We start from the raw sequence: 26,104 nt of genomic DNA, 5'->3' as shown, positions 1-26,104 counted from the left end.
AAACAGCATTCCTGTTGTAGGCGACTGGGATGGCGATGGTCGTGATGACATTGGAACATTCAACTCTGATGGTAGATGGCACTTACGCGACCTTGATACTGGAACTTACTATACCCCTCAATTCTTGTGGGGTTCAGCAGGAAGCATTCCTCTGATAGGTGACTGGAATGGTGATTCATTTGCCAACGTTGCTACTGTGTCAGCAGTATCTGCAAAGTTTGTTGGAGGAGAAATAATTGCACAACCTCAACCGGTAGTTGGAGTCTTTAATGCAACAGCAGTTACACCTGAAATTTGTACTGACTTTAATACCGATGGTGTTTGTGCATCTTGGATTCAGCAAAATGTGGGCCTGACCATTGAGAAAGATGGTGCAGTATATACTGAAACATGTAACAGCGCAGATACAGGTCTTTCAAACAGAAATGATGCTGACTGTCCATCTTCAGATGCAGTTGATGTATTCGTTGAGATAGACTGGATGACAAACAGAGCACCATCACAAGATGCAATTGATCAAGTAGTAGAAGCATTTGCAAACTCACCATTGATTAACAATAACGGAGATACTGGTGTAAACTTGCATGTTCTAGTTGATGAGGAGATTCCATTCCATCCGCTAATTCGCTGGGAGGAAAACACTGTTGGAAATGAACCATCATTTGCTGATCTAAAGTCTGCATACTTTGGAAACTCTACTCAAAGAGATGCAGGACAAGAGACTTTGGCACTAAAGGCCCAAGTGTATCGATATGTTATTTTCCTTAACCAGTTAGCCGAAGATCCACTTTCATCAGGTGTTGCCGAAATTGGTGGAAACGATATTGCAATATCTATGGGATCATTTTCAGGACAAGCAGGAACTGTTGATGAGCAGGCAGGAACATTAATGCATGAACTAGGTCATACCTTAGGTCTAAAACATGGTGGAGATGATAATCTAAACTGCAAACCAAACTATCACAGTGTCATGAACTACAACTTCCAGTTCCCAGAGACTAGAATTGGAGGAGTTGATGTTGATACAAACAGACCTTTGGACTTTTCACGAGATACATTGCCATCATTAGAAGAAACATCTATTGATGAAAATCTAGGTGTTGTTGTAACTCCTGGAGATGAATTTTATCTACAAACAGTAGTTGGCGGAATACTTGCAGATGGCTCAAAACCACCTACCCAAATAATTCCTACAGGTACTCCATTTGACTTTAACAGAAACGGTCCAAACACTGATTCAGGATTTGCACAAAATGTTCACTATAGAGAAGAGATCTCAGGATGCCAGGACGAATCAATTACAACACTTGAAGGATTTGATGACTGGAGCAGCATCGATGTTAACTTTAGAGATGATGTAAACTTCCTCTATGGTGACAGAGTTCACACATCAATATTTGCATTAAATGAATTCAAATCAACTGATACAGTAATCGAATCTACTGCAGCCCCTGATGTTGATACACAAAAACCATCAGCATTTGATGCAAGATTCATCACAAGAAATATTCAAGATGCTGTAAATCTTACACTTTCAGGATCTTCTGCTGTAGGGGTGGATATGCAGTTTAACATTATTACACAACCTGTAAAAGGAACGCTTGGTGCAATAACTATCAATCCTGATGGAACAACTGCAAATGTAATATATTCTCCTGATACGTTTGATGGCAACGACTCGTTTACATATAGTGTTACAACACTAGTTGATGGATTACCAATCACAAGTAATCCTGCAACAGTTGATACTGTATTGAATACACCACCTGTGGCAGAAGATGTTGAGGTAGATATGCAAACCGACTCTTCTGCTATTGTGATCTTGTCTGCATCTGATGCTGAAAGCAATGTACTTAATATTATAATAAAATCACAACCCTTGCATGGAAAGCTGACAGAATTTGTACAAACAGGATATACTGCAACTATGACTTATACTCCAGATCCTGGATTTGCAGGAACTGATTCCTTTACTTTCATTGCAAGAGATGGACTTGAGGCAAGCAACATTGCAACAGCATCAATTAACGTTAGTAACATTGTAGATACTGACGGAGATGGAGTTGGAGATGAGGAAGATAACTGTCCACTTGTTGCAAATCCTGAACAAGAAGATTCTGACAGTGATGGACTAGGTGATGCATGTGATGTGGTTGTTCCTCAGGAAATTATTCTGGATCTAATTTCTGCAATAGATTCACTGTCAGGTGACATTAATGGCATTGGTTCTCCATTAGGTGATGCAATATTATTGCTAGAAGATGAAAACCCAAATAATGATGTTGCAGTATGTGGTAAGGTCAATGCTGTAGAAAACCAAATCAACGCAAAGATAGGAAAGAAGAATGGATTGCTACAAGAAGATGCAGATGTCTTACTAGAATTGATATCTGATGCAAAGTCGTCTCTTGGATGTCAATAAAAATAATTTGAAAATCACCTAATCTTAATTCCACAAGATTATTCTAATTTTAATTCAAGACATCATTTACCGTATAATATTTTCAATTTTATACAATTTCCAATACTTTAAAAAAAATTCAGAGTCGCAGAATCCTAGTTCCGCGAGATATCACAAGAGAGAATCCTTCATCTAGAATTTTTCTTCTTGACTTTAGGTATTCTTGTAGTGATACTGACTTTGTACCTCTTATGATGCAAAGTTTTTTTTCTTTTGGGAGGCTGCTTATCTTTTCTTTCTGAAATGCCATGAAAGGCTTTCCAGCCCATGGCATTTCCGAGATGTCTATCTCAACAGATGCTGTTCCCCTACCACAACATATCTTCACAAGTTAGATATGCCTTGTATGTACAAAAGAACGACTTAGCTATGCTGTAAAAAAATTATCAATACAGCTAAGATCCTTTATTGTCTTTAAAAGTCTGAATACAATATGGGTTAGATCTGATTTGACAAATATGCACTTACGAAGAAAATCATTTATTTGTATAATACTGTCATGCTATAAGATGAATGCTACTTATTTTCTATTAATTGTATTGTCGTTGTTACTGCTAAGCTCAGCTATACCCGTATCTGCACTATCTTTTAATTTTGATTCACAAGTTAATGTCTCATCAAATTCTGGCGACTCTCAACAACCTCAAATGGTTACATCAGGCGATGATGTGTACTTGATTTGGAGGGATAATACTAGTGGAAGTAACAACATTCTTTTTAAGAAAAGCACAAACAACGGTACTAGCTTTGCAAGTGCAATCACTTTAGACTCTGGTGTTGCAAACTCTCAAAACCCGCAAATTGCAGTTTCAGGAACTAATGTTTATGCTGCTTGGCACGAAGGATCTAGTCCAAGTACGATAGCATTTTCTAAAAGTACAGACTCTGGAGGATTTTTTAGTGCACAGGTAATCTTAAGCTCTTCTACTAACACATCTGTACTTCCCGACGTTGCAGCATTATCAAGTGATGTCTATGTGGTATGGCAGCAAGGGACTGAGATATTTTTCTCAGATAGTGGCGATTCGGGTGTGACTTTTGATGCTCCTGTATTGCTAAGTGGTACGTCTTCAATCATTCCAAAGGTATCTGTTTCTGGAAGTGATGCATATGTTGTCTGGGAAGAATCAGACGATATTGCATTTATGAGAATTAGCAATAACGGTGATACGTTTGGTTCAAAGAATTTTCTAAGTTCAGGAAGTTCTGCATCACTACATGAAATTGCATCTGCAGGATCTAATGTTTATGTGACATGGAAGAACAGTACTGATATTTTATTTGCAAGCAGTACAAACAATGGTGATACTTTTATTGTTAAAGACATTGGCGACACAGGAGGAACGTCAACACCAAATCCAAAGATTGCTATAGACGGCACATCTGTTTATGTTGTTTGGAGTGCTGACGTATCAGGCTCTGATGACATATTTATTGCTAAAAGTTCTGATAGTGGAACAACTTTTACAACGCTAAATCTAAGCCAAAACTCTGGAGAATCAATATCTCCGCAAGTAGCAGCTGATAATGGCTATGTTTCAGTTTCATGGAGAGATAACACATCTGGAAATGATGAGATTTTAGTTAAATCAAGTGACAACTCTGGTGTGACCTTTGACACTTCACAAAATATTAGTAGTAACAGTGGAATTTCTTTAGAGCCTCGAATATCTCTTGAAGAAGATCGGGTTTTTGTTGCATGGGAAGATACCACCCCTGATGGTGGTGGATTTGATAGGGATGTATTGTTTGTAACAGGAACACCATCCCCAATTACAGTATCCTTTGATAAATCACAATACACCCTAAATGAATCTGCACAAATTAGTATTGTTGACTCCTTATCTTCAGGTTCTATTGATGCAACAATAACATCAACATCAGATTCTCTCGGGCTGGTACTCTCATTATCTGAAACAGGAGTGGGTACAGGAACTTTCACTGGAACATTGTTTTTTGCAGATTCAACTTTAGGATCTGCAATTGAGGCAAAAGCAGGAGATACAATCACTGCTAGTTTTTCTGGCAGTTCATCTGCTGCAACGATCTTTCCTATCTTAATTGAGGTTCAGAAAGGAGGAACTTCGTTTACAAGTTTTGATTATGGAGATGTTGTCAATGTTCAAGTAGATGATAAAAATTCCAACCAAGACCCATTAGCAGCTGAAGAGATTGATGTTACTATAGCATCCACTAGAGATACTGATGGAATTACGCTTACCCTTGGTGAAACAGGTTTAAACACTGGAATCTTTGGCGGGTCCTCTTCTACTCTGATCTTTATGAATGGTGATGCATTTGCATCTGCTTCTCAAAGCATTACAATTAATCAAACTGATGCATCCAAAAATATTGATCCCTTAAATTTTGACACTTCTACCATATCAATTAAATCTACAACTGATTCTGGAGGTATATCGTTTATTCTAACTGAAACTGGAGTTAATACTGGTAAATTCCAAAATGTTCTTAGCCTAACCAGTGGACCATCTACTCCAAACAGTTCCATCCAAGTTGTTCCAGAGGATATATTGAGCATTACAAGTGGGTTTTTTACATCAAATGCATTGATTACTCCTATTTCTGATAAAGCAAAAGGTGGCATATCAGTTAATTTTGATTCAGATGATACTGTTACCGTATCATATCTTGGAAAATCTCATGATGTCTCAGTAAAAGACTCTTCAGGACCTGGAGGTGGAGGTGGAGGATTAGTAAGACCTGGACTAGTGGTTAATGCATTGGCTGGAATATCTGCACTTGGCGGTGGTGGCTCTGACTATTCGGCACCAACTTTATCGTTGAACAACCTTGTCCTAAATTCCTTGATTGATGTTCCTTTAGAAGTAGAGGATATGATTCTAAACCACAACTCTAAAAAACAAATTTTTCCAATGCCACTAGATTCTTTTGAGGATTTTGATTTTCCACTAATGATTAATGATAGTGGATACGTTCTTGGTGGATTTGAAAATACATTATCTACACATTCACTAGTTACTGATAATACTATAACAATTCAGTTTGTGCTATATGAGGCTACAAAGATACAACACTTTTCATTATACATGAATCTGAGAGACGCAAAGGATTCTATTTCACAAAGCGACACACAAATTCTTTACAATGATGGTAAGCCACTCCAAGTAAAGGATCCAAATGGATTCTTCCAGAAAGCAGATGTGATAATACAAGAAGTGGAGGACTCTCCAAAGAAATTTGTAGTATTTAACATGACATTTGCAAATCCAATGGATACAAGCGATATCATTATTCGTGCATGGGATCCGAAATTGAACTCATTTGATACCATTATCCGAGATGCAATTAAAGTAGAATCGTCATCTCCAGAATTCAATCCATTGCCTGATATGGGTGAAGAAGTAGAGATTCAAGAATTAAGAACAGATGTAATACCAAAGTGGGTAAAGAGCAATGCAGAGTGGTGGGCAGATGATCAAATCTCTGATGAACTATTTGTAGAAGGAATACAGTATATCATAAATAATAGAATTATGTTTGCTCCAAACCATGAATCAACAAGTCAAACTCAAATACCAAAGTGGATAAAAAGCAATGCAGAGTGGTGGGCAGATGATCAAATCTCTGATGATGATTTTGTAAAGTCAATGGAATGGCTTGTAAATAACGGAGTGATAAGATTTGATTAAAAAACTCATTGTTCTCATTGCTTTAGTTGTTGCAGTTGGAGTTTTTACAGTTGATGCATATGCCACACACTTTTCAGAGAACACAAAATGGCAACTAGTCTATGTGACTGATACTAATGTGTGCAGTAATTATGATTACCAGTCAACTCAAAAATACAACACAATAACAGAAAAATATTTTGCATTGTATCAGTTTGAGAACACAAAATACGATCCATTATGTATAAACCAGAACAGATACAATGCAATGTATGATGTGCCAGAAGATCTTGACTTGTTGGTATTAGTTTACTCCAAGAATCTTGGAGAAGAAGAACTTCATTCTGAGAAGATGGGAGGATTGTTCATGCATGCAGGAAATGACAGAAAATTTAATAACGCAATAATTATTTGTGATTGCCCAAACTTTTACTACTCTGATCCGGTATGGATTCTAACACACGAGATGTCTCACTTTATTTTGTATTTTCTAGAGTTTGATATTGCAGTAATTGAAGATCTTGTTCACGTGTATGATGAAAAATATGACGAGTGCAGAGCAGACTATGATGATTCATGCGAGTCATTTATGACAAAACTGTACGTTGAACACATGGCATACTCGTTTTCTGTAATGCCTCCGTACAAAGAAGCAATTGGCATTAGTGAAATCAAAAGTAACAACGTGGAATCCTCAAAACACCTTTTGAAACTGGGTAAAATGATGACTGAATGGTGGGCTTTGGGCAAAATCTCCGATGGTGATTACTCTAACGCTTTGGGATTGCTCTCAATTAAAGAGTCCCAAACAAATGACGCAAAATACAACGTACTATTCAAAGACGGTCCCGTAAAAAAGGGGCAAATAACATGGGAGGATGTTTTGCTAGCTGATGGGTCTGATGAGAATAAAGTAGATGTTATGGAGAAGGTAAGGGAGAAGATGAAGATTGATCATCAGGAATTCCAAAAGATGGACTTTTCTGGGTTGCCTTACTGGTTTAAGAATACTGCCAAATTTTGGGCAGATGAGAAAATAACTGATGAGGAATTTCTAAGAAGTGTAGAATATCTAAAGGGTGCAGGAATAATTCGTGAGCACTCACTTGATGACTAGATCCTAAAATAGTGCTTTAGTATTTTATTATTTTACAATACCAATAGAAATCTTGAAAAGTAAATGATGTTTTAAAATTATCACATGCAAAAACAAGACACTTCTTCCAATTCCAGGAAACTGCAACGCATCACAAAAGAAGCTGAAATATTATCACTAATGGAGGAATCACACAAAACAAAAGAATGGATAAAAAAACAAATAAAAAAAAAGTCACTAAAAATTCCAATAAAACTATCAATGAACAGTTTTCAAATCTTAAAGTCCTGTCCTGATGACTTTTTAGATTACCTGCTTGACGCACTTAAGGGTCATGACATTGATGATATTGGGGATATCAACGCATTTACTAGAACATTTTTTTGGTTTTTCACAGACATTGTGGCAGGATCAAACCCTACAATTCCAACAAAAGAGCAAGCAAGAAAAGTAGTTGTCCTAAATGAGCTTATTCAGAGAACAGAAATATTTCAAAATCGAGATCCAAACTCTACAGTAATTTTGCCAACAGGTGATGGAATGGCAATTGGATTCTCTGATAGTCCAGAGTACCCATTAAGATTATCAATACAACTGCATAAAATTCTAAACAAATACAACAAGACAAAAAAGAGAAAAGATGACAAGGTACTCTTGAGAATTGGAATAGATATTGGGCCTGTCTATATAATCAAGGATCTCAACGGCCAGGATAATGTCTGGGGACCTGGTATTATTCTGACAAGACGTGTAATGGACTTGGCAGGTGATCAAAACATTTTCTGCTCTTCTAGGTTTGCCGAAGACGTCAGGGTTCTCTCTCCAGAGTATAAGGAAATCATGCATCCAATAGGAGACTATTCTATAAAGCACGGCGAGCAGCTAAACATTTTCAATATCTACGGAGAGGGATTTGGTGAAAAATCTACTCCAAGAAAGAAAAAGATACTGCAAAAACAAGAGACATTTGAGCAGGAATTAAAATCAAAGACCGAGTTTTTGTTTAACACAATTGGCATTGATCTTAAAGTAACAGATCCCAAGACCATGATGGTTCATCATACATGGCGATGGAATCTTGTAAACCTGTCAAACTCCCCAAAGGATCAAGTGTTTTACTACCTTGATGGCGATACGCCCAAAGACTTTGCTGACATGAACGTACGCGTCTATGATGAATCAGGATTGGAGGCAGATATTCTCAGCCTTACTGAAAACAAGCCCACACATAAAGAATTTACCGTGAAACTCAAAAAACCAATCAAACCAAGACAGCGAAAAAGATTTGTTACAATAGAGTATGATTGGGAAGAGCCAGAGCGCACATTTTCTTACAAAATTCCAACTAACTGCAAGGAGTTTTCTTACAACTTCCAGATTCCTAAAGGTGTCGAAATTAAAAGCAGAATCCTAAAAGTTGACACTGAGCTAGGATACAAGTGGAATGCAGAGCCACCTGCAACAATAAAGTACCTAAAAGATATGACACAAATTATCTGGCAAGGAAAAAATCTAAAGGCATTTGATGCATACACATTTGATTGGTGATTCTATTTTTTGGTCGGATCTGTTCCTGTAACCCACATGTCTATATGCACAAACTCATCCAAGTCTGGGTTGTATTGACTTATCATTGCATAGCTGCTAGTTCTGTCTGTTATGGGATATTCAAAGGATACTGCAATGAACAATTCCTCCTGTGACTTTTTTGCCTTTTCAAATGTCTGCTCATCTATAAAAAACCAAAAATGTTTCTCCATAGTTGGCAATAATGGACCTAGATTGAATTTCTGATCTTCTGTAAAACTAATTTCGCTCTTTTTTATCATCTTGTTACTTGATGTAAATGATGCTTTTACATTAGTAGCTGGAAGCTCGCCATAATTTTTTATTGTAACATCAAACTGAAACCTTCCCTCTGAATTTTTACCCATACTCTTGATGCCATTTACAGGACCAATCCAAGGACGAAACCTAAACTCTGTTTGTATTCTGCTAAGAACTACTGTTGCCTCCATCTGCCTGATTGTTCTCCATAACAAAACTACTAGAATTATTGTGGCAACAGCAGTAGCTAAACTTCCAATTACTGATAAGAGCTCAAAATCTTCCACACTTTGATTTTCAATGCGTGTTGAATATACTTTTTGTCGTGTATGAGTTTACGACTAGTCTATTTTCTTATTTGAGTATCCCTCTAATAGCATGCAAGACATCTCATCGAAATGACTCTGTATGGCCAAACCCCTTTTTGTCATCATGATTCTGGCCAATTCCCCTCACATCTATTACAAACGCCCCTGTATCCCCTGTATCGATCTTCCCATACTTTGATTCCTGTCATTCTTTGGCATACATTGCATGAAATTTTTGTAAGCATGATTATAATATGTGACATGTAAAATATAACCATCTTTTTGCATGAATCATACAAAATTAGCTGATTAGCTAACAACCCCTTATCATTGAATTATACCATATTCATAACATGATGATTCAAACAAACATGCAACATGCTGATTTGGTTACAAATAGAGTAATTAACGAAGACATGATTTCATTTGAGAATCTTTACCAGAATAATGTTGTAGGAATTGTAGATGTGGTAAACTCTACTAAAATCATCTCAAAAATCTCACAAGAACAAGCATGCCAATACTATTCGGTTTTTCATAATACATTAGCTCATGCCATAAAGTTTCATGGAGGATCAGTTGTAAAAAATATTGGAGATGGAATTCTATTTTATTTTCCCCAATTCGAATCGGTAAATTCTGCATTAGCATGCAGTGCTAAACTCATAGAGTTATCAAGAGCAATAAACTATATTCTAAAAGAACGAAAAATTCCACAAATACAGTATAGGATAAGTTTGGACTATGGACCTCTAATGATTGCAAACTACAAGACATCCTCATCAAAGGATATCTTTGGCTCTACTGTGAATCTATGCTCTAAGATAAATCATTTTGCTGCTCCAAACCAGATAGTAATAGGTGGCGACTTGTTTGAAATTGCAAGAAAATCCAAAAAATATTCATTTAAACACATTACACAATTCAAGTCTGCAATAAAGCACAACTATCAGGTATACTCTGTAAATTTATCATAAACAGTAATAACCATTTTGTATTAGTGTAATACCATGGTAAAGGTGGACCACAAATTAGATGAATACGCTAAATACTTCTTAGAGATCTCAAGTGAGCAAAGACTAAGAATTATCCAACTGCTAAATCAAAAGACCTACAGACTCTCAGAGCTTGCTAAAGCCCTTGATGCGACAACACCTGAGGTGCACAGAAACCTTGAGAGGTTAGAAAAATCTGGATTTATTCTAAAAAATTCCAAAGGAAGTTTTGTTCTAAGTACACTAGGACAGATGGTTCTAGGAATTGCCCCTAATCTTTCATTTGTTATTGATCACAAAAAATATTTTTTGGAGCATCCCGTAGATTCTATTCCTGAAAAATTCATATCTAGGTTAGGAGAACTATATGAATCCAAACTTTTGAAGAGTTATGTTGATGTTTTTGAGTCTTGGAAAAATATCTATGAAGAAGCAGAGGAATACATTTACAATGTACTCTATGATGTTCCATACTTTGATGACTTTGTAAAACCAATACATGCCAAGCTTTCACAGGGTGTTAAGATAAAATCAATATTTTATGAAAAGGCAATAGTATCTAGTACACGTAATACTGTAATAAAGAAATTCAAAAAATTCATTGACAGTGGAGATATCCAAAGAATGATGACAAAAAATGTCAGCGCTGCAGTAATACTTAATGAAAAACAATCATGTTTGTTATTTCCAAATTTGGATGGAAAACTTGATGCTGGTTTTGCATTTGTTAGCAAAGACCCATTATTTCATCAGTGGTGTTTTGATTACTTTAATTATTCATGGCACAACGCACAACCCTTTGTTGCAAATAAACTCTCAAACAACTAGTTCCAAACCAATCATATACTCTTCTAAATATCCTGCAACGATAAGAATTGCAATTACAATTCCAATCTCTAGTATTGTGGGTTTGATAATTTTCTTTAAATTATTCTTTTTTGCCAATACCATTACAATATGATAGCTGCGAGACATTGCAATCGAGTATGCCATTAATTCCATGAATCCAAATGGCGAATAGTACAAAATTGAAAGTGGCATGATTTCATTTAGTGCAGGTGCCATCGTTACTAGTGATGCAAAACCAATCCCAGTAGACCATCCTGTGTATAACCCCCAAATTATTCCGAATCCCGGAACAAACATTGGAAGTGCTGCTGAAATGTTGTTTAGAAAAATCCCAATACCATCTATTTCATTTGTATTTGATAGAAATTCTTGTACAAACGCATTTGCTTCCTCATCACTTACATCATACATTGCACCGATTTGAAAAGCAAGTGAAAACAACCCAAAAAAAATAAAAAATATAATTATTCTAACTTTTAGCACGCTGTAATCTGCTTAAGATATTATTTGAGGTTATTGCTTTGAATAATTCAAACTATTTTCTATTTCATATTTAGTGGCTGAAAATTTCAAAAAATTGAAAAACTAACTATTTACATATCTGTTAATTCACAAAAATTACATTGAAGATAGCCTGCATTCCAGCATACAATGAAGAGTCACATATTGAAGACTTGGTAAAACTTGCCCTAAATCATGTTGACCAAGTTATAGTGTGTGATGATGGCTCTACTGATGACACGGCAAATATTGCAAAAAAAGCAGGAGCTATAGTAATCTCACACAAAACAAACCGGGGTTATGGTGCAGCAATAATTACCCTTTTTGACTATGCAAGAAATAACAATGTGCAAATTATGATTACACTTGATGGTGATGGACAGCATGATCCCAAACAAATACCGCTGCTCCTAAACACACTATCTGATCATAATGTTGATGTTGTTATTGGATCAAGATTCCTAAATGATTCTGCAGAAGCTCCTGGTTATAGGAAGCGAGGAATCAAGATTATAACATCTGCTGCCAACTATGGTGCAGATCTCAAAGTATCTGACTCACAATCCGGATTTAGGGCATACTCAAAAAACGCAATTGATGCGATTCATCCAACAGAGGAAGGAATGTCAGTATCAACTGAAATCTTACTCAAAATATCAAACAAAGGACTATCACTAGCTGAAATCCCAATAACTGTTTCTTATGGGGAGAACACATCAGTTCACAATCCAGTATCACATGGCTTATCTGTTTTGGCAAACACAATAAAGTATATCTCCATAAAGCATCCGCTGCAGTTTTACGGGATCCCAGGAATTGCATTAATTGTAGCAGGAATTATTTTAGGTGGGATATTTCTTGATGCATATCTTAACCAACAAACTGTCTTTTACGGATCTTTGCTAGGATCTGTTGTGATGTTTTTGCTTGGTGCTATTTTGTCTGTTACTGCAGTGATTTTGTTTTCAATGGCAAATCTTATTCGTGATAGATACTAGCCAGTTCTTTCTTTAGTTTTCTGGTTGGAATAAAATGCAGTTGCTCTTTTGCAAGTGTAATGTCTGCGTTACTGTTTTGTATGTCGCCTTTTTGTTTGGCTAGATGTTTTATCTCAACTTTTCCAAACACATCAAACATCATATTGGCTAGCTCATTAATTGACAAAGACTTTCCGCTTGCAATGTTGTACACTCCATTACTCTTTGATTCTATTGCACACAAAAACGCATCAATGACGTCATGTATCGAAACAAAGTCACGTGTCTGTTTACCATTACCATGAATCACAACTGGTTTTTTCTGCAAAATATTTTTTGCAAACTTTGTAATCACTCCTGCATATTTTTCATTTTGCCCCTTGCCATAAACGTTGAATATTCTTAAAATTATGTAACTGATTTTATTTTCATTGCATCTTTTTACAATTATTTTTTCAGCTTCTATCTTACTATTCCCGTATGCAGATAGAGGATCTGTTTTTGTATTCTCTGAAATTATCTCACTATTATCACCATATACTGCAGCTGATGATGCAAAGATGATTTTTTTAATTTTATTTTCATTGCATGCTTTGATAACATTTGCAGTTCCATTAACATTAACATCTATTGTATTTTCAGGATCAATTACAGATTCTGTAACATTAGTAAGTGCAGCTAGATGAATCATAATATCTACATCTTTTGAGAACTTACAGAGATTATCATAATCCAATATATCGCCTTTGCAAAATTTCACATTTTTCTCATCTGGAATTTTTTTAGAGTTTGACAAATTATCATAGACTAGAACTGTGTGATTTTTCTTCAAAGATTCTACTAAATATCTACCAATAAACCCTGCACCTCCAGTAACTAGAATCTTCAATGAATATTCCAATTACAAGACAATTATCTTGGTTTCTATAGGATCAGAAGTATTAAAACTGCCAAATACTTTAAAATATTTACATAATAGTTATATGAAATGAAGAATTTTTAGCATACAAAGTACCAAAAAAACCACAAAAATGTAAAAATTACATCAAGCGATCAAAAAATTATACGAAAATTCCAATAGGCATGAAAAAACTTCAAAAATCCTTCCATTTGTGGACAATTTGTCCATTAGGCTTAAATACAAACTTTCAAGAAAAAGGTCAATAACATGAACAACGAATTAGGACGTAAAATAACTAGTCTTACATTAATGACAATTATGGTTGCCGGTGGTATGACATTTGCAATTCCTGGTGTAATGCCAGCTGCACATGCTGCCAACGCCAACCTCTTTGTATCCGCAGAAAACTCACAGTTTGATAACTATATGTCAGGACCTCAAGTAATTGAGGTCGTAGTCATTGATAGCGATATCAATGATACTGATGAGGCTAAAGGTGAACCAGACGTTACTGTAAACGGCAAAAAGCTCAGAATGACTCAAGCCGTCGACGGTAACTGGTATGGTTACTTTGCAGATAGAAACATGGCACTAATCGCAGATTCTACAGTCTCAGTATCACCAAGACAAGCCGTAGGCTTGAACTTTGGTGTGTTCTGTTCAGCAGGTACTGCTGGCACAACACTGGGTTTCTCAGTTACTGAAACCTCTGGAGTCGCACTTCCATTAAACGTCACAGCAGGAGATATGTCTGTTGGAGTTAATCCACCAGTACCACTAACAGCAACAAATGCTGATTGTGCATCATATGCCCTCGGTGGACCTAATGGAACATCTAATGTTGTTAGAGAAGCAAAAGATGTCAATATCAATTCACTTGTCCCAATAGGACAAATTGGATATGATACTGACAGAACTGAAGCAGATCTAAACGGATTATGGCCATTTGTTCAACTATATACTCTAAACCCAACTGGTAACGTAGTCGTACAGTACAACAAAGGTGGTGGTGTTCAAACAACAACACTCACATTTGATACTGTTGACAACTTTGCCGGTGTAAGCTTAGATAGAGCAAACTATCCACAAGGTTCACAAGTACATGCCACGATTACTGATCTTTGGCTCAATATTGACCCAACAGATGAGGACTCTTGGACATGGGCAGCAAACAGCACAAGTCCAGCTACATACTATCAAGTATTTGATGAAAACGGAGCACCAGCAGGTGATGCCATCACAGGTGGTGTTATCAACATTGCTCCACAATTATCATCCTTGATGTGTGAGGATAATTGTGTACTCCTACTAAATACTGACGTACAATCCACAGGTTCTGCTATCGTTACCATTCAAGATAACGAAGATTCAGAGATTTTGACTGCTTCAGAAGATCCAGCTACTGCAACAACCTTGCAGATAGGGATTAATTCTATTCCAGTCACAGTAACTGAACAAGGACCAAACAGTGGTGTATTCGGTACTTATGATGAGGGAGATAAATCTGCAATCAAAGTATCAGAAACTGCCCCAAGGGGTAAATCTGCTTCTATTGATTACAACGAAAGCCCAGTTACAATTCTTGTAGGATTTGGATTTGCAACAATAGACATTCAGGCAACTGATGATGAATGGAACTCTGGTGAAGAGATTCCAATAGTCTTAGTTGACTCTGATGCCAACAAAAACAGCAGAGCCGATGAAGACCTTGATCTAAACGATCCAGCAGTAGATTTGATTCCAGCTCTTAGAACTGGTGATCCATTTACTCTTGGTGAAACAGGTACAGGTTCAGGCACCGTAGCTCGTGCTGCATACATTGTATGGCCTGGTCTTACTGGAGCAAGTGAGATATCAACAGTTACCGATACTCAAATTGCAAACGTGACTGTACAAACATTCAGTCAAAGAGCAATTGTAAACAGTACTGGTTTAACTGCAGTTGATACACTTGTTGTAGATATAGGTACAGATCTAGATGATTTGCACAGCACAGTTTTAGACAAGGATGATTTCTATGGATTTAACTTCCTCAACATAGATGTTAGAGGTATAAGTTCAACAGGAACATTTGATGTCTATCTACTGAACAGTACTACACGTATCGTTAATTCTACCACTGGTTTAATTGAAGATACAGTACCAGTAGGAGCATTACTTATTGCAGATGACGTAAGTCCGCAATCAGGTTTAATCCAAATCCCTAATGCCACTAATGACTTAATTTATTCTGGAACCGTTGGTAATACAAATAACGTTGGTCTAGCATTTGTTAGCAGTACGTTAGTTGGAAGCCCAGCAATTCCAGATCAAACTGACGCAGTGGTAGCAGACTTCTTCAGCTTCGGTTTCGTAAATGATGGATTGGATGCAGGTGAGAGAATCGCCAACCAACTCATCAGATTGGAACTAGAAGAGACTGGTGATAACACAAGCACCTTTGCAGGTAGCTTGGAGTTTATCATGGTCAATCAGATAAACATACTTGATGCAAATACATACCTAGGCTTATCTCCAATTGCCGATGATCCAAGTTTCATCGTAATTGAAGACCTAACAGATGAAGACTCTCCAAGAGTCAATTATCTTGACTTAGGTGCCGATGGTGTATCAACACAAGTAGCTGATCAACAAGAAGCTCCATCTCACTCTGGTATTGTATCATTTGATCAATCCAGTTACAAGAATGCTGACACAGTTACAATTACACTAGAAGACGCAGACCTTAACGTAGACTCTGATCTTATTGATATCTATACAACAGTCTCAAACCCAGGTGATCCACTTAGAGATATTGTTGGAAGTGGTACTAGAAGTGCTACTGCAGCAATAAACAATGGTACATCCATTACACTCGTAAATGGTGAACTGTTAGGTAGATTGTTAGATGTCACATTTGATGACTTACTTTGGACTGCTGCTAACGTAGGAGGATCCTGTAGCTTGCCTACAGGTGTTGATTCTGGCCTTGCCGCAACTGGATTTACTCTAATTGAGACAGGAACAGAAACTGGTATCTTCGTTGGTGACTTCCAAATTCCATCAGCATGGTGTAGATCAACTTCATCTGCTTCTGAATCAGTAACCGGACTCGACATTGAAGTTAACTATGTTGACTTTAGAGACGCATCTGGTGAAACCATTGAAGTAGGTGATGGCGCAGGAGTTCGCGCAAACACCGGATCAGTCAGTCTAGACAGAACAGTCTATCCAGTACCATTTGGTATTCCGGAGAGATTTGCAACCCCTGACACTAACACTACACCAAATGGAAGATCTGTCTTCCCAGTACACCAAACAGCAATGGATGGTACCTCTGGATTGACAACTTCTGGTGAGTTCTTATCAAAAGGTGGTTTAACTGTCCACGTTAGAGTTAATGACCCAGATTTCGATATATCCGCAAGTGGTGAAGATGCCATTGCACAAAATGTCGCAGCTGCACTTCCAGCAAACCAAGTAGGACCTGTTAAACTCTCTGTTATCAGAGGTTCATCAGTAGTCGTACTAGGTTATGCCGGCGGTCCATCTGCTGTTCCAGGCGAAATAGATGTTGGAAACAACAATGCTACTAAGTCTACAAACATCAGACAATTTGGTCCAATGGAAGAAATCGCACCAGATGCAGGAATATTTGAATCTGACATATTAATTAGATATACCGATGGTCCAGCAAGCTCCACCTGTCCAGACACTACATCTTATGTAGCAATTGGCGGTGTAGCAGGAACAGATGTCTATAAGAGATTTGACCAAGCACCAGCAGCCGGTACTGATTATTGTATCTTACAAGGAGATATTCTCCAAGTAGAATATACTGATCCAGCCGATGCATCAGGTGATGTCAATACTGTTACAGATTCTGCTACCTTTGACCTAAGAAACGGTGTATTGCAATCTGACAAATCTGTGTATATTATAGGATCTGATATGATCTTGACCCTCATTGAGCCAGACCTTGATTTGGACAATGATCAGGCTGAGACATATTCATTGGACTTAATCGAATGGGACTCTGATGCCGCAACCATATCTATGGGTACACTTGGCGGTTCAGGAGGAAAATTCGATCCAGAACCACTTAACTTCAGAGAAACAGGTGACAGTACTGGTATCTTCCAGATTGTTATCGAAATTCCTGATATATTACTTGGTGATAAGTTAGAAAGAGGAGAAGAAATTGTTCTCGAGTATACCGACTGGGGTCCATCCGGATCTGACTATGTAGGAGATGAAGATGAAGATGTCAACTTGACAATCTTTACTTCAAACTTCGGAGCAACTGTAGAGCTTGACCAAAAAGTCTACTCATGGACTGATAAAGTATACATTACCATCGTCGCACCAGACCACAACTTTGATAGTAACTTAGTTGATGAAATCGGAGATACAGATACTGATCCAATCAAGATCTCAACCCGAGGACACAAACTAAATAACTACAAACTTGTAGAAACTGGTACTGACACAGGCATCTTTACTGGTGAGGTTATCCTTACCGGTTTCGTACATGATGCTGATGGTAAATCATCAACTGGTGATTCAACACAAGGTGGATCCGATACTAATCCAAGAACCACAGGTTCTGGACCAACTAGCGGATACATCGAATCTGATGATGATGACGGTATTACAGTATCCTTTGAATTCTCAGAGGATGAAACTGTAGTTGGTTCATCACTAATCAGATGGAACATCGGTGAGGTTCAGTGGCTTGAAGCAAGCTATCCAGCTAGCGGTACAGGTGTTGTAAGAATAATTGATCCAGACATGAACTTAGATCCAGAATCCGTCGACAACTTCGATGTCGATGTGTGGTCTGACTCCGATGCCGGAGGTATTGACCTTACTGTAACTGAGACTAATGAGGCAACTGGAATATTCGAGGGAACTGTGTTCTTCACAGTAACTGATGAATCTTCTGGTCACAGACTCAGAGTCGCAGAAGGTGACACTGTCACCGCAGAATATGAGGACAATACACTACCTGATCCATACACAACTGCAGATGAACTTGATATTACTGCCACTTCGCTAATCGGTACTGTTGTACCACCTCTCGAGAGAGCACCAGCTTCTAACTTGAGAACCGTTGATGCCTTCGGTAACAGTCTAAGCACTGTTAAAGTAGACCAACAGGTACAAATCACAGCCGACTTAGCAAATGGTCAGGATAGAGAGCAACAATTTGCATACTTGGTACAGATCCAGGATGGTAACGGTGTTACAGTCTCACTAGCATGGATTACAGGTTCATTGTCAGCTGGTCAATCATTCAGCCCAGCATTATCATGGATTCCAGATCAAGCAGGCACTTATAGTGCAACTGCATTTGTTTGGGAGTCTGTTGATAATCCAACGGCATTATCACCACCAGTCAGCACAACAATTACTGTAAGTTAAAAACTAGTTCACATTACCCTTTTTTTCTTTTTTTTGAATATCTCTTAACGTAAGTTATAGACTATTTTTCCAGAAGTAATATCTAGGAGAACAATCAGAATTAAATAAATTGAAATTACAAATTTTATTTTCTTTAATATTTGTATTATTGATAGTTGGTATTCCAAATTCCTTTTCAGAACTTGATTTATCTACAAACAGTAAAGTGTATGCTCCCTCTCACAACCTACAAGTTTATGGAACTGGATTGCCTGAAGAAAATCTAATTATTCGATTATTTGCACCTGATGAGACAATTGCAAAGTTTGATCAAATATCAACTAATGAAGATGGTTCATTTAATTACAATTTGCTAACATGGCCGCAACCATCAACAAATTTTCCATATGGGACATATACTGTTGAAGTAATTAGCACTGAACAAAATGGTTTGTCCAAAAAAATTGATGTAAAGTTTTCATCAACAACTGAACTACTGGATGTTCCAGTTGAGAGATTTGTAAATACACTAGTTTTTGCTCCAGAAACTGCAGCCATAAATCAACCAATTCGAGTTTTTGTGCAAACAACAAGTGATGGCCTTTTGATAGGAAGTGAGCCAACAAAATTACTTGGAACTACACATGTTCATCTCCCATCAGGAATATCTGTACCATTATCAAATTCATTTAAGACTCTACATCAGGGATTATACTATGTAGATTATACGCCTAGAGAAGTTGGAACACATGTGTTTCATGTAGTTGCATTTAGTCAAGGAACGACATCTCATGGCTCAGCTGCAACTAATGTACTTAGTCAGGATTTAGGAGGAATTTCTGAACAAATAATTAAACTAAATTCAATTCTTGATGAGACATCAAACGAACTTGACATCCTAAAATTAGAAATTGAAGGATTTGATAATACGTTGGAGAGAGCAAGTAATAAAATAGATGAGAGTACTGGTACCATTTCTACATCTGTGGAATTTATCAGTGAAGCATCATCACAACTAAACTCATTATTGTTTCCAATCATTGCTTCGATTGGAATTATAGTTGCACTACAAATAACAATAATTGCTAGAAGAAGATAGTTATAATAATGCTGGAAATAAAAATTAACTAATGCCCAAAGCGGCTTTATTCTTTATTGTTCTTCTTTTCTCCCCCGTGTTTTCAAATTCTTTTGCATCTATCTCTGGTGATCTAGTTCATGTGAATGATTTACAAAGTTCTATTATGTTTGATACAGGAGTTGTCGATATAGATTCTAATTTTTTCACTGAAAATAATTTTAAAAGATATCTGATTTTTGGAAGTGGAGATGTAGATAATTTTATAAAAAATAAATCAATTACAGGGATCAATTCTGATAATGGTTTTTTTTACATTTCAGTTCTTTCAGAAAAAGATGCGTCATCTTTATCTTCTCAAGGCTATCATGTGATTGAAGATTTTAAATTAGATTACCATTTATCAAATCAAACAATTCAAGATGCATCTAGAATTGGTATGATTACGGGTTCTAGTGAATCCACCAAAAAATATGGTACAACTGGAAAAGATGTACTTGTTGGTATTGTTGATACTGGGGTTGATTTTTCAAATCCTGATATTCAACACTCGCTAGCCCGAGATAAAATTAACCATCCAATAATGCTAGATCCTGACGGACAAGGAATTGTCCTAACAAATGCAACTTTTTTTGCATTCATTGACAAAAATGAAATCATTAGGAATTATTCAAAACCGATACCATCAGACATGACTTCAAAAGCATATGTTACAAAGGATGGTGTTTTTCTTGATGTTTCAAAAGGTGGTAAAGGAAGTCAAATTCCAATCTATAATTCATTTTATCCTCAGTTTGGCTCAACAGTAATTTTTAATGGTACTCTTACCGAAGACATGAAAATTGGTCACGATAATAGAAACTATATCAAATCAAAAAGTGGAATCTATCATCTTGGAGTGATTTATCAAGGAGGTTTACAAGGACCATTAGCTAGAATACAAGTTGTACCTGTACTTGTAGTCGATTCTTTTACTGCAGGCGTTTATGATACTGTAATTCCTGATCTAAGTACTTCTTGGGAAGACTATACTAGATTTGACTTGAAGTCTGGTCAAAAACCTAATTATGATTTTGATTTTACTGATGAAAAGCCAATTGTATTGGGTAGTGGAAAAGAATTTTTTGTTTATGATTCTAACAAAGATGGAAAAAATGATTATAGTGCAGGAACACTTGGTGCACAAGTTCTTGATGTATATGGTGTAATTAAAAATAATTCTACTAATGTTGATGATGTCCTAAAGGCAGTTAATGGTACATTGCTTCCTGCATTAGATCCTGATGGGGAGTTTTTTGGAATAATGGCTGATTTTATGGGACATGGAACATCAAGTGCTGCATCTATTACTTCACGTGGTCAAGAGACATATGATATTTACAATAACTCTAAAAAATATTCTATAACGGGCGTAGCTCCAGATGCAAAAATTGTTCCCATTAAAGCACTTTGGTTTGGTGATACTGTATATGGATGGTTATGGGCTGCCGGATTTGAAAACAAAGACCATGAATGGAAATTTTCAGGAAAACCGCGAGTAGATATTATTTCAAATAGCTGGGGTGTTTCAAATTTTCCATCATTTAAGGCATCACCTGGCATGGATGTTTTGTCTTTGATTCTAAGTGTACTTGTAACTCCAAACTCTTTGGATGAAAATTATCCTGGTATTACAATAATTTCAAGTGCTGGAAATTCTGGACATGGATATGGAACGATAGGATTACCAAATGCGTCACCATTTGGAATAACAGTTGGTGCAACAACTAATAACGTGTTTGTAGGTTATGGTCCATTCAAAGATCAACCGCGATTTGGAAATGATACATCTCATTATAATCACGTAGTTGATTTTTCAAGTAGAGGTCCTGGAATAATTGGTGATCCAAAGCCTGATGTAATGAGTATTGGTGCTCATGGATTTACTCCATCAAATGTAATCAAAGTCAATAAAGATTCCAAGAATGAATCGTTTTCGTTATTTGGTGGAACTAGTATGGCTGCTCCATTAGTTTCTGGTATGGCAGCATTATTAATGGAAGAAATGAAAAAAGAATCCCAAGATTATGATTCTTTTATGATAAAAAATATTCTGATGTCAACTGCCACTGATCTTAACAATGATCCCTTTACTCAGGGTTCAGGTCTTGCAAATGTAGAATCAGCACTAAACTATGTTCATGGTGATGATGGAAAATTCATTGTTTATAATGACAAATCATATGATAACATTAAAAAAATTCTTGATCCTGCAATTGCAAAATTCAATACTACATCTATAGGATTTGAAAAATTCCAACTATCAGACAAATCATTTCCTATGACTAGTTGGTTTGCAGGACAATTATCACCTGGAGAGAGAACTACAACTACATTTACAATAAAAAATCCAACAAATGAAACATTAACAATTGACGTAAAGTCTGAAATGCTTTCATTAATTAAAAAAACACAATATAATGGAACAACTGTTGTACGTCAGCAAGACTCACTTCTAAATAAAACTGATGCTTTTATCCCAAACTATGTTAAGTTATCTGATGTTAAAAATACTACTAAACTTGGAGATTATTTTTACAAGGAGAATCCAACTCTTGATGAATCGTCTCTAGTAATTCTAAATGTTAATTTTCCATTTAGTCAATTTATGAATGACACTGCAAAGGTATATGCAGATGATATCAAAATATCTTCATTATATCTTTATGATTGGATTGATAGTAATAATGATACAAAAATTACAAGCTCTGAATTATCTCTAGTTAATAGAGCAGGTTCTTGGGGAACTGTTCAAGAATTAAGAGTTTCAGATCCCTCAGAAAAATTTGACGGTACACCATTAATTGGTGTATATCCTGTACCAACTAGATATTCTTACTGGCTAGGTGATACAAAACAGAATTCAACTTCAATGGATTATACCATTTCAGCTAGTTACTATCAAAAAGAAAAGTGGTCGATGATTTGGCCTGATTCTCAGACTGTTCTAGTTCCACCAAAAGACATTCTAAATATTGATGTTACACTGGTTGTTCCTAATGATCTGCAGACAGGTATCTATCAGGGATTTTTAAAATTTGAAAGCGATAAACATTCTGTAAATGCTCCCGTATCATTTGTTGTAAAGCACCCAATTATTGACAATGATTCTGCAATTTTGATACAAGGAAAACAAAGCGATGATGTTCTTTATGGCAATGGATATACAAAAGGTGCATTTGATATGGTTAATCGCTATATGGCAGGTGATTGGCGTCAGTTTTATTTTGATGTTCAAAATGAATCTATTAATTCTGTATCAATTGAGCTTTCATGGAAACATGATGATACTAATCTAGCAGTTTTTGTTATGGATCCAACCGGAGAAATAATTCAAACAAATGTTCCTTCTGGTGTATTTGGTCATTTTCTTGGTTGGACATCACTTGATTGGTTAGGCAATTCTATTTTTAGTCAAGGTGGTGGATTCTTTCCTGTAAAAAATAAAGATGATACTTCAACGGTATTATATGTGCCAATTAATCAAACAGGTACATATACAATTTTAACTCATTCTACTTTGTTTGGTGGAAATTCTACAACTGAGCCAATAACATTAGCTGCAAAATTCACTAACATCTCTCCTGAAATGATAATTTCAATAGAACCTGTCGAAGAAGTTTCAGAACCAACAATTTCATCAGTTGAAGACTCTGATATGATTTCTGAAACAAAAACTTTATCTCAAGAATCTATTCCTGTTGAAAATTCTGATTCTTCACTTATCACGGGTATTGCAATTGGTCTGGTCATTGGAATTGCGATCGGAATTACTTGTGTTTTTATTATTAGACAAAAATCACCTTGAATATTGAACAAGGTTTATAAGCAATTTGGCGAGTACGTCAGCTTGAATGTCAGAGCTGGGGACAAAAAAGTCTGGCGGATTATCGCGTAGAGACTTTCTAAAATTAATCGGTGCTGCAGGTACTGGCTTAGCTTTTGCACCATTTGTCCCATTTGGCAATTTCATGCCAAATCCAAACCAGGCTTCATTAGAAAAAGTTCCTGTAATTTTACCCGATGGCACTCAGGCAAATATCAATACTTATCCAGTTAATCATGCTGAAGTAATTACATACCCTTCAACTGGCGATGCTGCACTTGATGCAGAAGCATTCCGTAAATGGCAATTCATTAGACTCCCAGAAGAATTGGGTGGTGCAAAAAAAGATACAAGTGCTTTACGAGCTTATAGTATGATTTGTTTACATCTTTGGTGTCTTTGGAAATATTGGCCTGATGAAGGAAGAAAGAGAGGAGAGTGTCCTTGTCATGGAAGTATGTATGATCCTGTTACTGGAACAGCTTTTATTGGACCTGCCTCAGTACAAGCTGCACCATCAAATACTTTAGCTAAGCTTACTTTGGAGATTGATTCAGATGGATTTGTTTTTATCATGCCACCAAAGTTTGATGCACATGAAAATGGAGTAATAGGATATGGCCGTTTCGCTTAAACGTAGAACAGGAGCTGTAGGCTTCTTCTACTGGTTATGGGATGGAATTGATAGGACAATTTTTACTGGAATCAAGTTTTCATTTCCCGCTCGATTTGTAAGTCCATTTGGTTTCTTGGGAATGCTTACTTTTATTGTATTTATTATTCTAGGTGTTTCTGGAGCTCTTCTCATGTTTTACTATCAACCAATATTAGATAGGGCATGGGATAGTGTTCAATTCATCAACGATGAGGTTCCATTTGGTTTTCACATTAGAAACATTCACTATCATGGTTCTAATGCAATGGTGCTTTTAGCTGTTCTTCATATGTACTATCAATACTTTAGTGGACGATACAAAATAAGAAACGAAGTATTGTGGATGACTGGTGTCATTCTTGGAGTAGTAACAATTCTTGAAGCATTTACAGGATATGATGTAATTTTTAGTGAAAGAGCAGAACTAGCAATCAGTATTGCAGCGTCATTAACCACTTCAATACCTGTTGCAGGACCGACGATTCGTGATGCAGCACTTGGAAGTGGGTTCTCGGATTTTGTATTGAGATTTTATGCACAACATGTGTTCTTACTACCAATTGTAATGCTAGGATTAATGGCAGTTCACTTCCCAAGATTCCTAGTATTTGATGTTCCAATGGTAATGGCAATTGGCGGTGCAATTCTGATCACTGGCGGTGTCTTCCCTATTGATATGGGCTTCAAGTTTGAGCCTACCGTACCGCCTGGTGTTACTGTTCCCGAATGGTATCTGACAGGAATTTATGCATTCATGAGAACTCAATACGATAAATTTGTCACAGGATTACTGTGGCCATTGCTGTTTATCATATCATTTGTATTAATTCCATTCATAGACAGATACAAGAAATTCTCTTGGAGAGATAGACCAATTATTACTGCATTTGGAATTACTAGCCTTGCACAAATTATGGTAACCACATACTGGGGATTCTATATATCGCCAGATATTTCAGTCCCACTAGTAGAGCGTTTGGTAATTGATCCAATATTCTTCTATTCTACTATGATCTTGATGGTTCCATTAGGATTTGGATTTACCTATATGATGATTAAACTTGCAAACGAAGCTGAAAGAAAGTCAAAGCTTGCAAAAAGTACAGGCCCAAAAAAGGTTGCAACAATTAATCTTTCAGAAAAATGGATAAACTGGGTACTAGTTGCATTATTGGCATTCCAAGTCTTCCTAAACATTGCAGCTTACAATGCAGCATTAACTGGAATGAAAAATGTGTCTTTGTTCTTCATTGGAATTATTCTGCTAGTGTTTGCTGCATTCTTCCATGTCTACAGATATGCAATGAGTCAACAAAAGAATGCACCCCCACCCCCACCAGTACCAGTCCAAGATGAAAAACCAAAACTTGCCGAACCAGCTGCATCTTCTGAACTAAGCAAATTACCCGAAGGAAAATCTGACTCTGAAACAAAACCGGAACTTAAAGAATTAGCTCCAGAAGTTTCAGTATCAAAGACACAAGCAGATCTAGGAGTTGGTACAAATACTAATCCAAATCTTGGTTCTAATGATATTCAAAAACCATGATTCCAAAAAT

General features: G+C 36.6%; 15 protein-coding genes and 2 pseudogenes. 13 read left to right on the top strand and 4 right to left on the bottom strand.

Annotated features, from left to right (window positions below; genetic code table 11):
- Window positions 1–481: 481 nt before the first annotated feature.
- Together K5790_RS10790 and K5790_RS10785 are read left to right on the top strand one after the other, a co-directional pair.
- A pseudogene (locus tag K5790_RS10790) lies at window positions 482–1,933 on the top strand (hypothetical protein); the annotation flags it as partial.
- A 111-nt stretch (window positions 1,934–2,044) separates the two neighbouring features.
- A pseudogene (locus K5790_RS10785) lies at window positions 2,045–2,149 on the top strand (thrombospondin type 3 repeat-containing protein); the annotation flags it as partial.
- A 391-nt stretch (window positions 2,150–2,540) separates the two neighbouring features.
- Here the strand turns inward: K5790_RS10785 and K5790_RS06665 are convergent.
- Window positions 2,541–2,789, bottom strand: coding sequence for a hypothetical protein (locus K5790_RS06665; RefSeq protein WP_297593523.1), 249 nt, complete (start codon window positions 2,787–2,789; stop codon window positions 2,541–2,543).
- Window positions 2,790–2,970: 181 nt separating this feature from the next.
- Between K5790_RS06665 and K5790_RS06660 the strand changes: the two genes are divergently transcribed.
- The 3 genes from K5790_RS06660 (at window position 2,971) to K5790_RS06650 (ending at window position 8,755) form a co-directional block, all read left to right on the top strand.
- Window positions 2,971–6,132 carry a hypothetical protein gene (locus K5790_RS06660; protein WP_297593521.1) on the top strand — a complete coding sequence of 1,054 codons (3,162 nt, stop codon included), beginning with the start codon at window positions 2,971–2,973 and terminating at the stop codon, window positions 6,130–6,132.
- Window positions 6,125–7,228 (top strand): hypothetical protein, encoded by a 1,104-nt coding sequence (locus tag K5790_RS06655; RefSeq protein ID WP_297593519.1) that lies wholly within the window; start codon window positions 6,125–6,127, stop codon window positions 7,226–7,228. Before K5790_RS06660 ends, K5790_RS06655 begins: the two co-directional genes overlap by 8 nt.
- An 84-nt stretch (window positions 7,229–7,312) precedes the next feature.
- On the top strand, window positions 7,313–8,755 hold the full coding sequence (locus K5790_RS06650; RefSeq protein ID WP_297593517.1) for a hypothetical protein: 1,443 nt from the start codon (window positions 7,313–7,315) through the stop codon (window positions 8,753–8,755).
- 2 nt (window positions 8,756–8,757) lie between these two features.
- On the opposite strand, the gene K5790_RS06645 is transcribed toward K5790_RS06650, so the two are convergent.
- Window positions 8,758–9,321, bottom strand: a complete 564-nt coding sequence (locus tag K5790_RS06645; RefSeq protein WP_297593515.1) for a hypothetical protein — start codon at window positions 9,319–9,321, stop codon at window positions 8,758–8,760.
- Window positions 9,322–9,695: 374 nt separating this feature from the next.
- Here K5790_RS06645 and K5790_RS06640 point away from each other — a divergent pair, with 374 nt between their 5' ends.
- On the top strand, window positions 9,696–10,319 hold the full coding sequence (locus K5790_RS06640; RefSeq protein WP_297593513.1) for an adenylate/guanylate cyclase domain-containing protein: 624 nt from the start codon (window positions 9,696–9,698) through the stop codon (window positions 10,317–10,319).
- 33 nt (window positions 10,320–10,352) lie between these two features.
- The gene (locus K5790_RS06635; RefSeq protein WP_297593511.1) at window positions 10,353–11,165 is read left to right on the top strand and encodes an ArsR family transcriptional regulator; all 813 of its coding nucleotides are present in this window, start codon (window positions 10,353–10,355) and stop codon (window positions 11,163–11,165) included.
- On the opposite strand, the gene K5790_RS06630 is transcribed toward K5790_RS06635, so the two are convergent.
- Entirely contained in the window at window positions 11,154–11,669 is a 516-nt protein-coding gene (locus K5790_RS06630; protein WP_297593509.1) for a stage II sporulation protein M, read from the bottom strand. The two genes, K5790_RS06635 and K5790_RS06630, sit on opposite strands and share 12 nt — an antisense overlap.
- 140 nt (window positions 11,670–11,809) lie before the next feature.
- Between K5790_RS06630 and K5790_RS06625 the strand changes: the two genes are divergently transcribed.
- Window positions 11,810–12,685, top strand: coding sequence for a glycosyltransferase family 2 protein (locus tag K5790_RS06625; protein WP_297593506.1), 876 nt, complete (start codon window positions 11,810–11,812; stop codon window positions 12,683–12,685).
- Here K5790_RS06625 and K5790_RS06620 read toward each other — a convergent pair.
- Complete coding sequence (locus K5790_RS06620) at window positions 12,666–13,553, bottom strand: NAD(P)-dependent oxidoreductase (protein WP_297593504.1); 888 nt, start codon at window positions 13,551–13,553, stop codon at window positions 12,666–12,668. The genes K5790_RS06625 and K5790_RS06620 overlap by 20 nt on opposite strands.
- Window positions 13,554–13,832: 279 nt before the next feature.
- Between K5790_RS06620 and K5790_RS06615 the strand changes: the two genes are divergently transcribed.
- The 5 genes from K5790_RS06615 to K5790_RS06595 all read left to right on the top strand — a co-directional run bounded on the left by K5790_RS06615 (window position 13,833) and on the right by K5790_RS06595 (window position 26,094).
- Window positions 13,833–18,968, top strand: coding sequence for a hypothetical protein (locus K5790_RS06615; protein WP_297593502.1), 5,136 nt, complete (start codon window positions 13,833–13,835; stop codon window positions 18,966–18,968).
- Between the two features lie 109 nt (window positions 18,969–19,077).
- Window positions 19,078–20,046, top strand: coding sequence for a methyl-accepting chemotaxis protein (locus K5790_RS06610; RefSeq protein WP_297593500.1), 969 nt, complete (start codon window positions 19,078–19,080; stop codon window positions 20,044–20,046).
- Between the two features lie 31 nt (window positions 20,047–20,077).
- Window positions 20,078–23,872, top strand: coding sequence for a S8 family serine peptidase (locus tag K5790_RS06605; protein WP_297593498.1), 3,795 nt, complete (start codon window positions 20,078–20,080; stop codon window positions 23,870–23,872).
- Between the two features lie 46 nt (window positions 23,873–23,918).
- Window positions 23,919–24,524 (top strand): twin-arginine translocation signal domain-containing protein, encoded by a 606-nt coding sequence (locus tag K5790_RS06600; protein ID WP_297593496.1) that lies wholly within the window; start codon window positions 23,919–23,921, stop codon window positions 24,522–24,524.
- Entirely contained in the window at window positions 24,508–26,094 is a 1,587-nt protein-coding gene (locus K5790_RS06595; RefSeq protein WP_297593494.1) for a cytochrome b N-terminal domain-containing protein, read from the top strand. The genes K5790_RS06600 and K5790_RS06595 overlap by 17 nt, the downstream gene beginning before the upstream one ends.
- The last annotated feature ends 10 nt before the right edge of the window (window positions 26,095–26,104 follow it).

The sequence above is a fragment of the Nitrosopumilus sp. genome (genome assembly GCF_025698945.1).
In the GTDB taxonomy this organism is placed as follows: domain Archaea; phylum Thermoproteota; class Nitrososphaeria; order Nitrososphaerales; family Nitrosopumilaceae; genus Nitrosopumilus.
The sequence above is the reverse complement of the archived record's forward strand: the minus strand, read 5'-3'. Positions and strand labels throughout refer to the sequence as shown.

Bases quoted from the DNA above. Each gene is read 5' to 3' on its own strand.
- K5790_RS06605 (WP_297593498.1), top strand. From the start codon at position 20,078: ATGCCCAAAGCGGCTTTATTCTTTATTGTTCTTCTTTTCTCCCCCGTG.
- K5790_RS06600 (WP_297593496.1), top strand. From the start codon at position 23,919: ATGTCAGAGCTGGGGACAAAAAAGTCTGGCGGATTATCGCGTAGAGAC.
- K5790_RS06640 (WP_297593513.1), top strand. From the start codon at position 9,696: ATGATGATTCAAACAAACATGCAACATGCTGATTTGGTTACAAATAGA.
- K5790_RS06635 (WP_297593511.1), top strand. From the start codon at position 10,353: ATGGTAAAGGTGGACCACAAATTAGATGAATACGCTAAATACTTCTTA.
- K5790_RS06595 (WP_297593494.1), top strand. From the start codon at position 24,508: ATGGCCGTTTCGCTTAAACGTAGAACAGGAGCTGTAGGCTTCTTCTAC.
- K5790_RS06650 (WP_297593517.1), top strand. From the start codon at position 7,313: ATGCAAAAACAAGACACTTCTTCCAATTCCAGGAAACTGCAACGCATC.
- K5790_RS06615 (WP_297593502.1), top strand. From the start codon at position 13,833: ATGAACAACGAATTAGGACGTAAAATAACTAGTCTTACATTAATGACA.
- K5790_RS06660 (WP_297593521.1), top strand. From the start codon at position 2,971: ATGAATGCTACTTATTTTCTATTAATTGTATTGTCGTTGTTACTGCTA.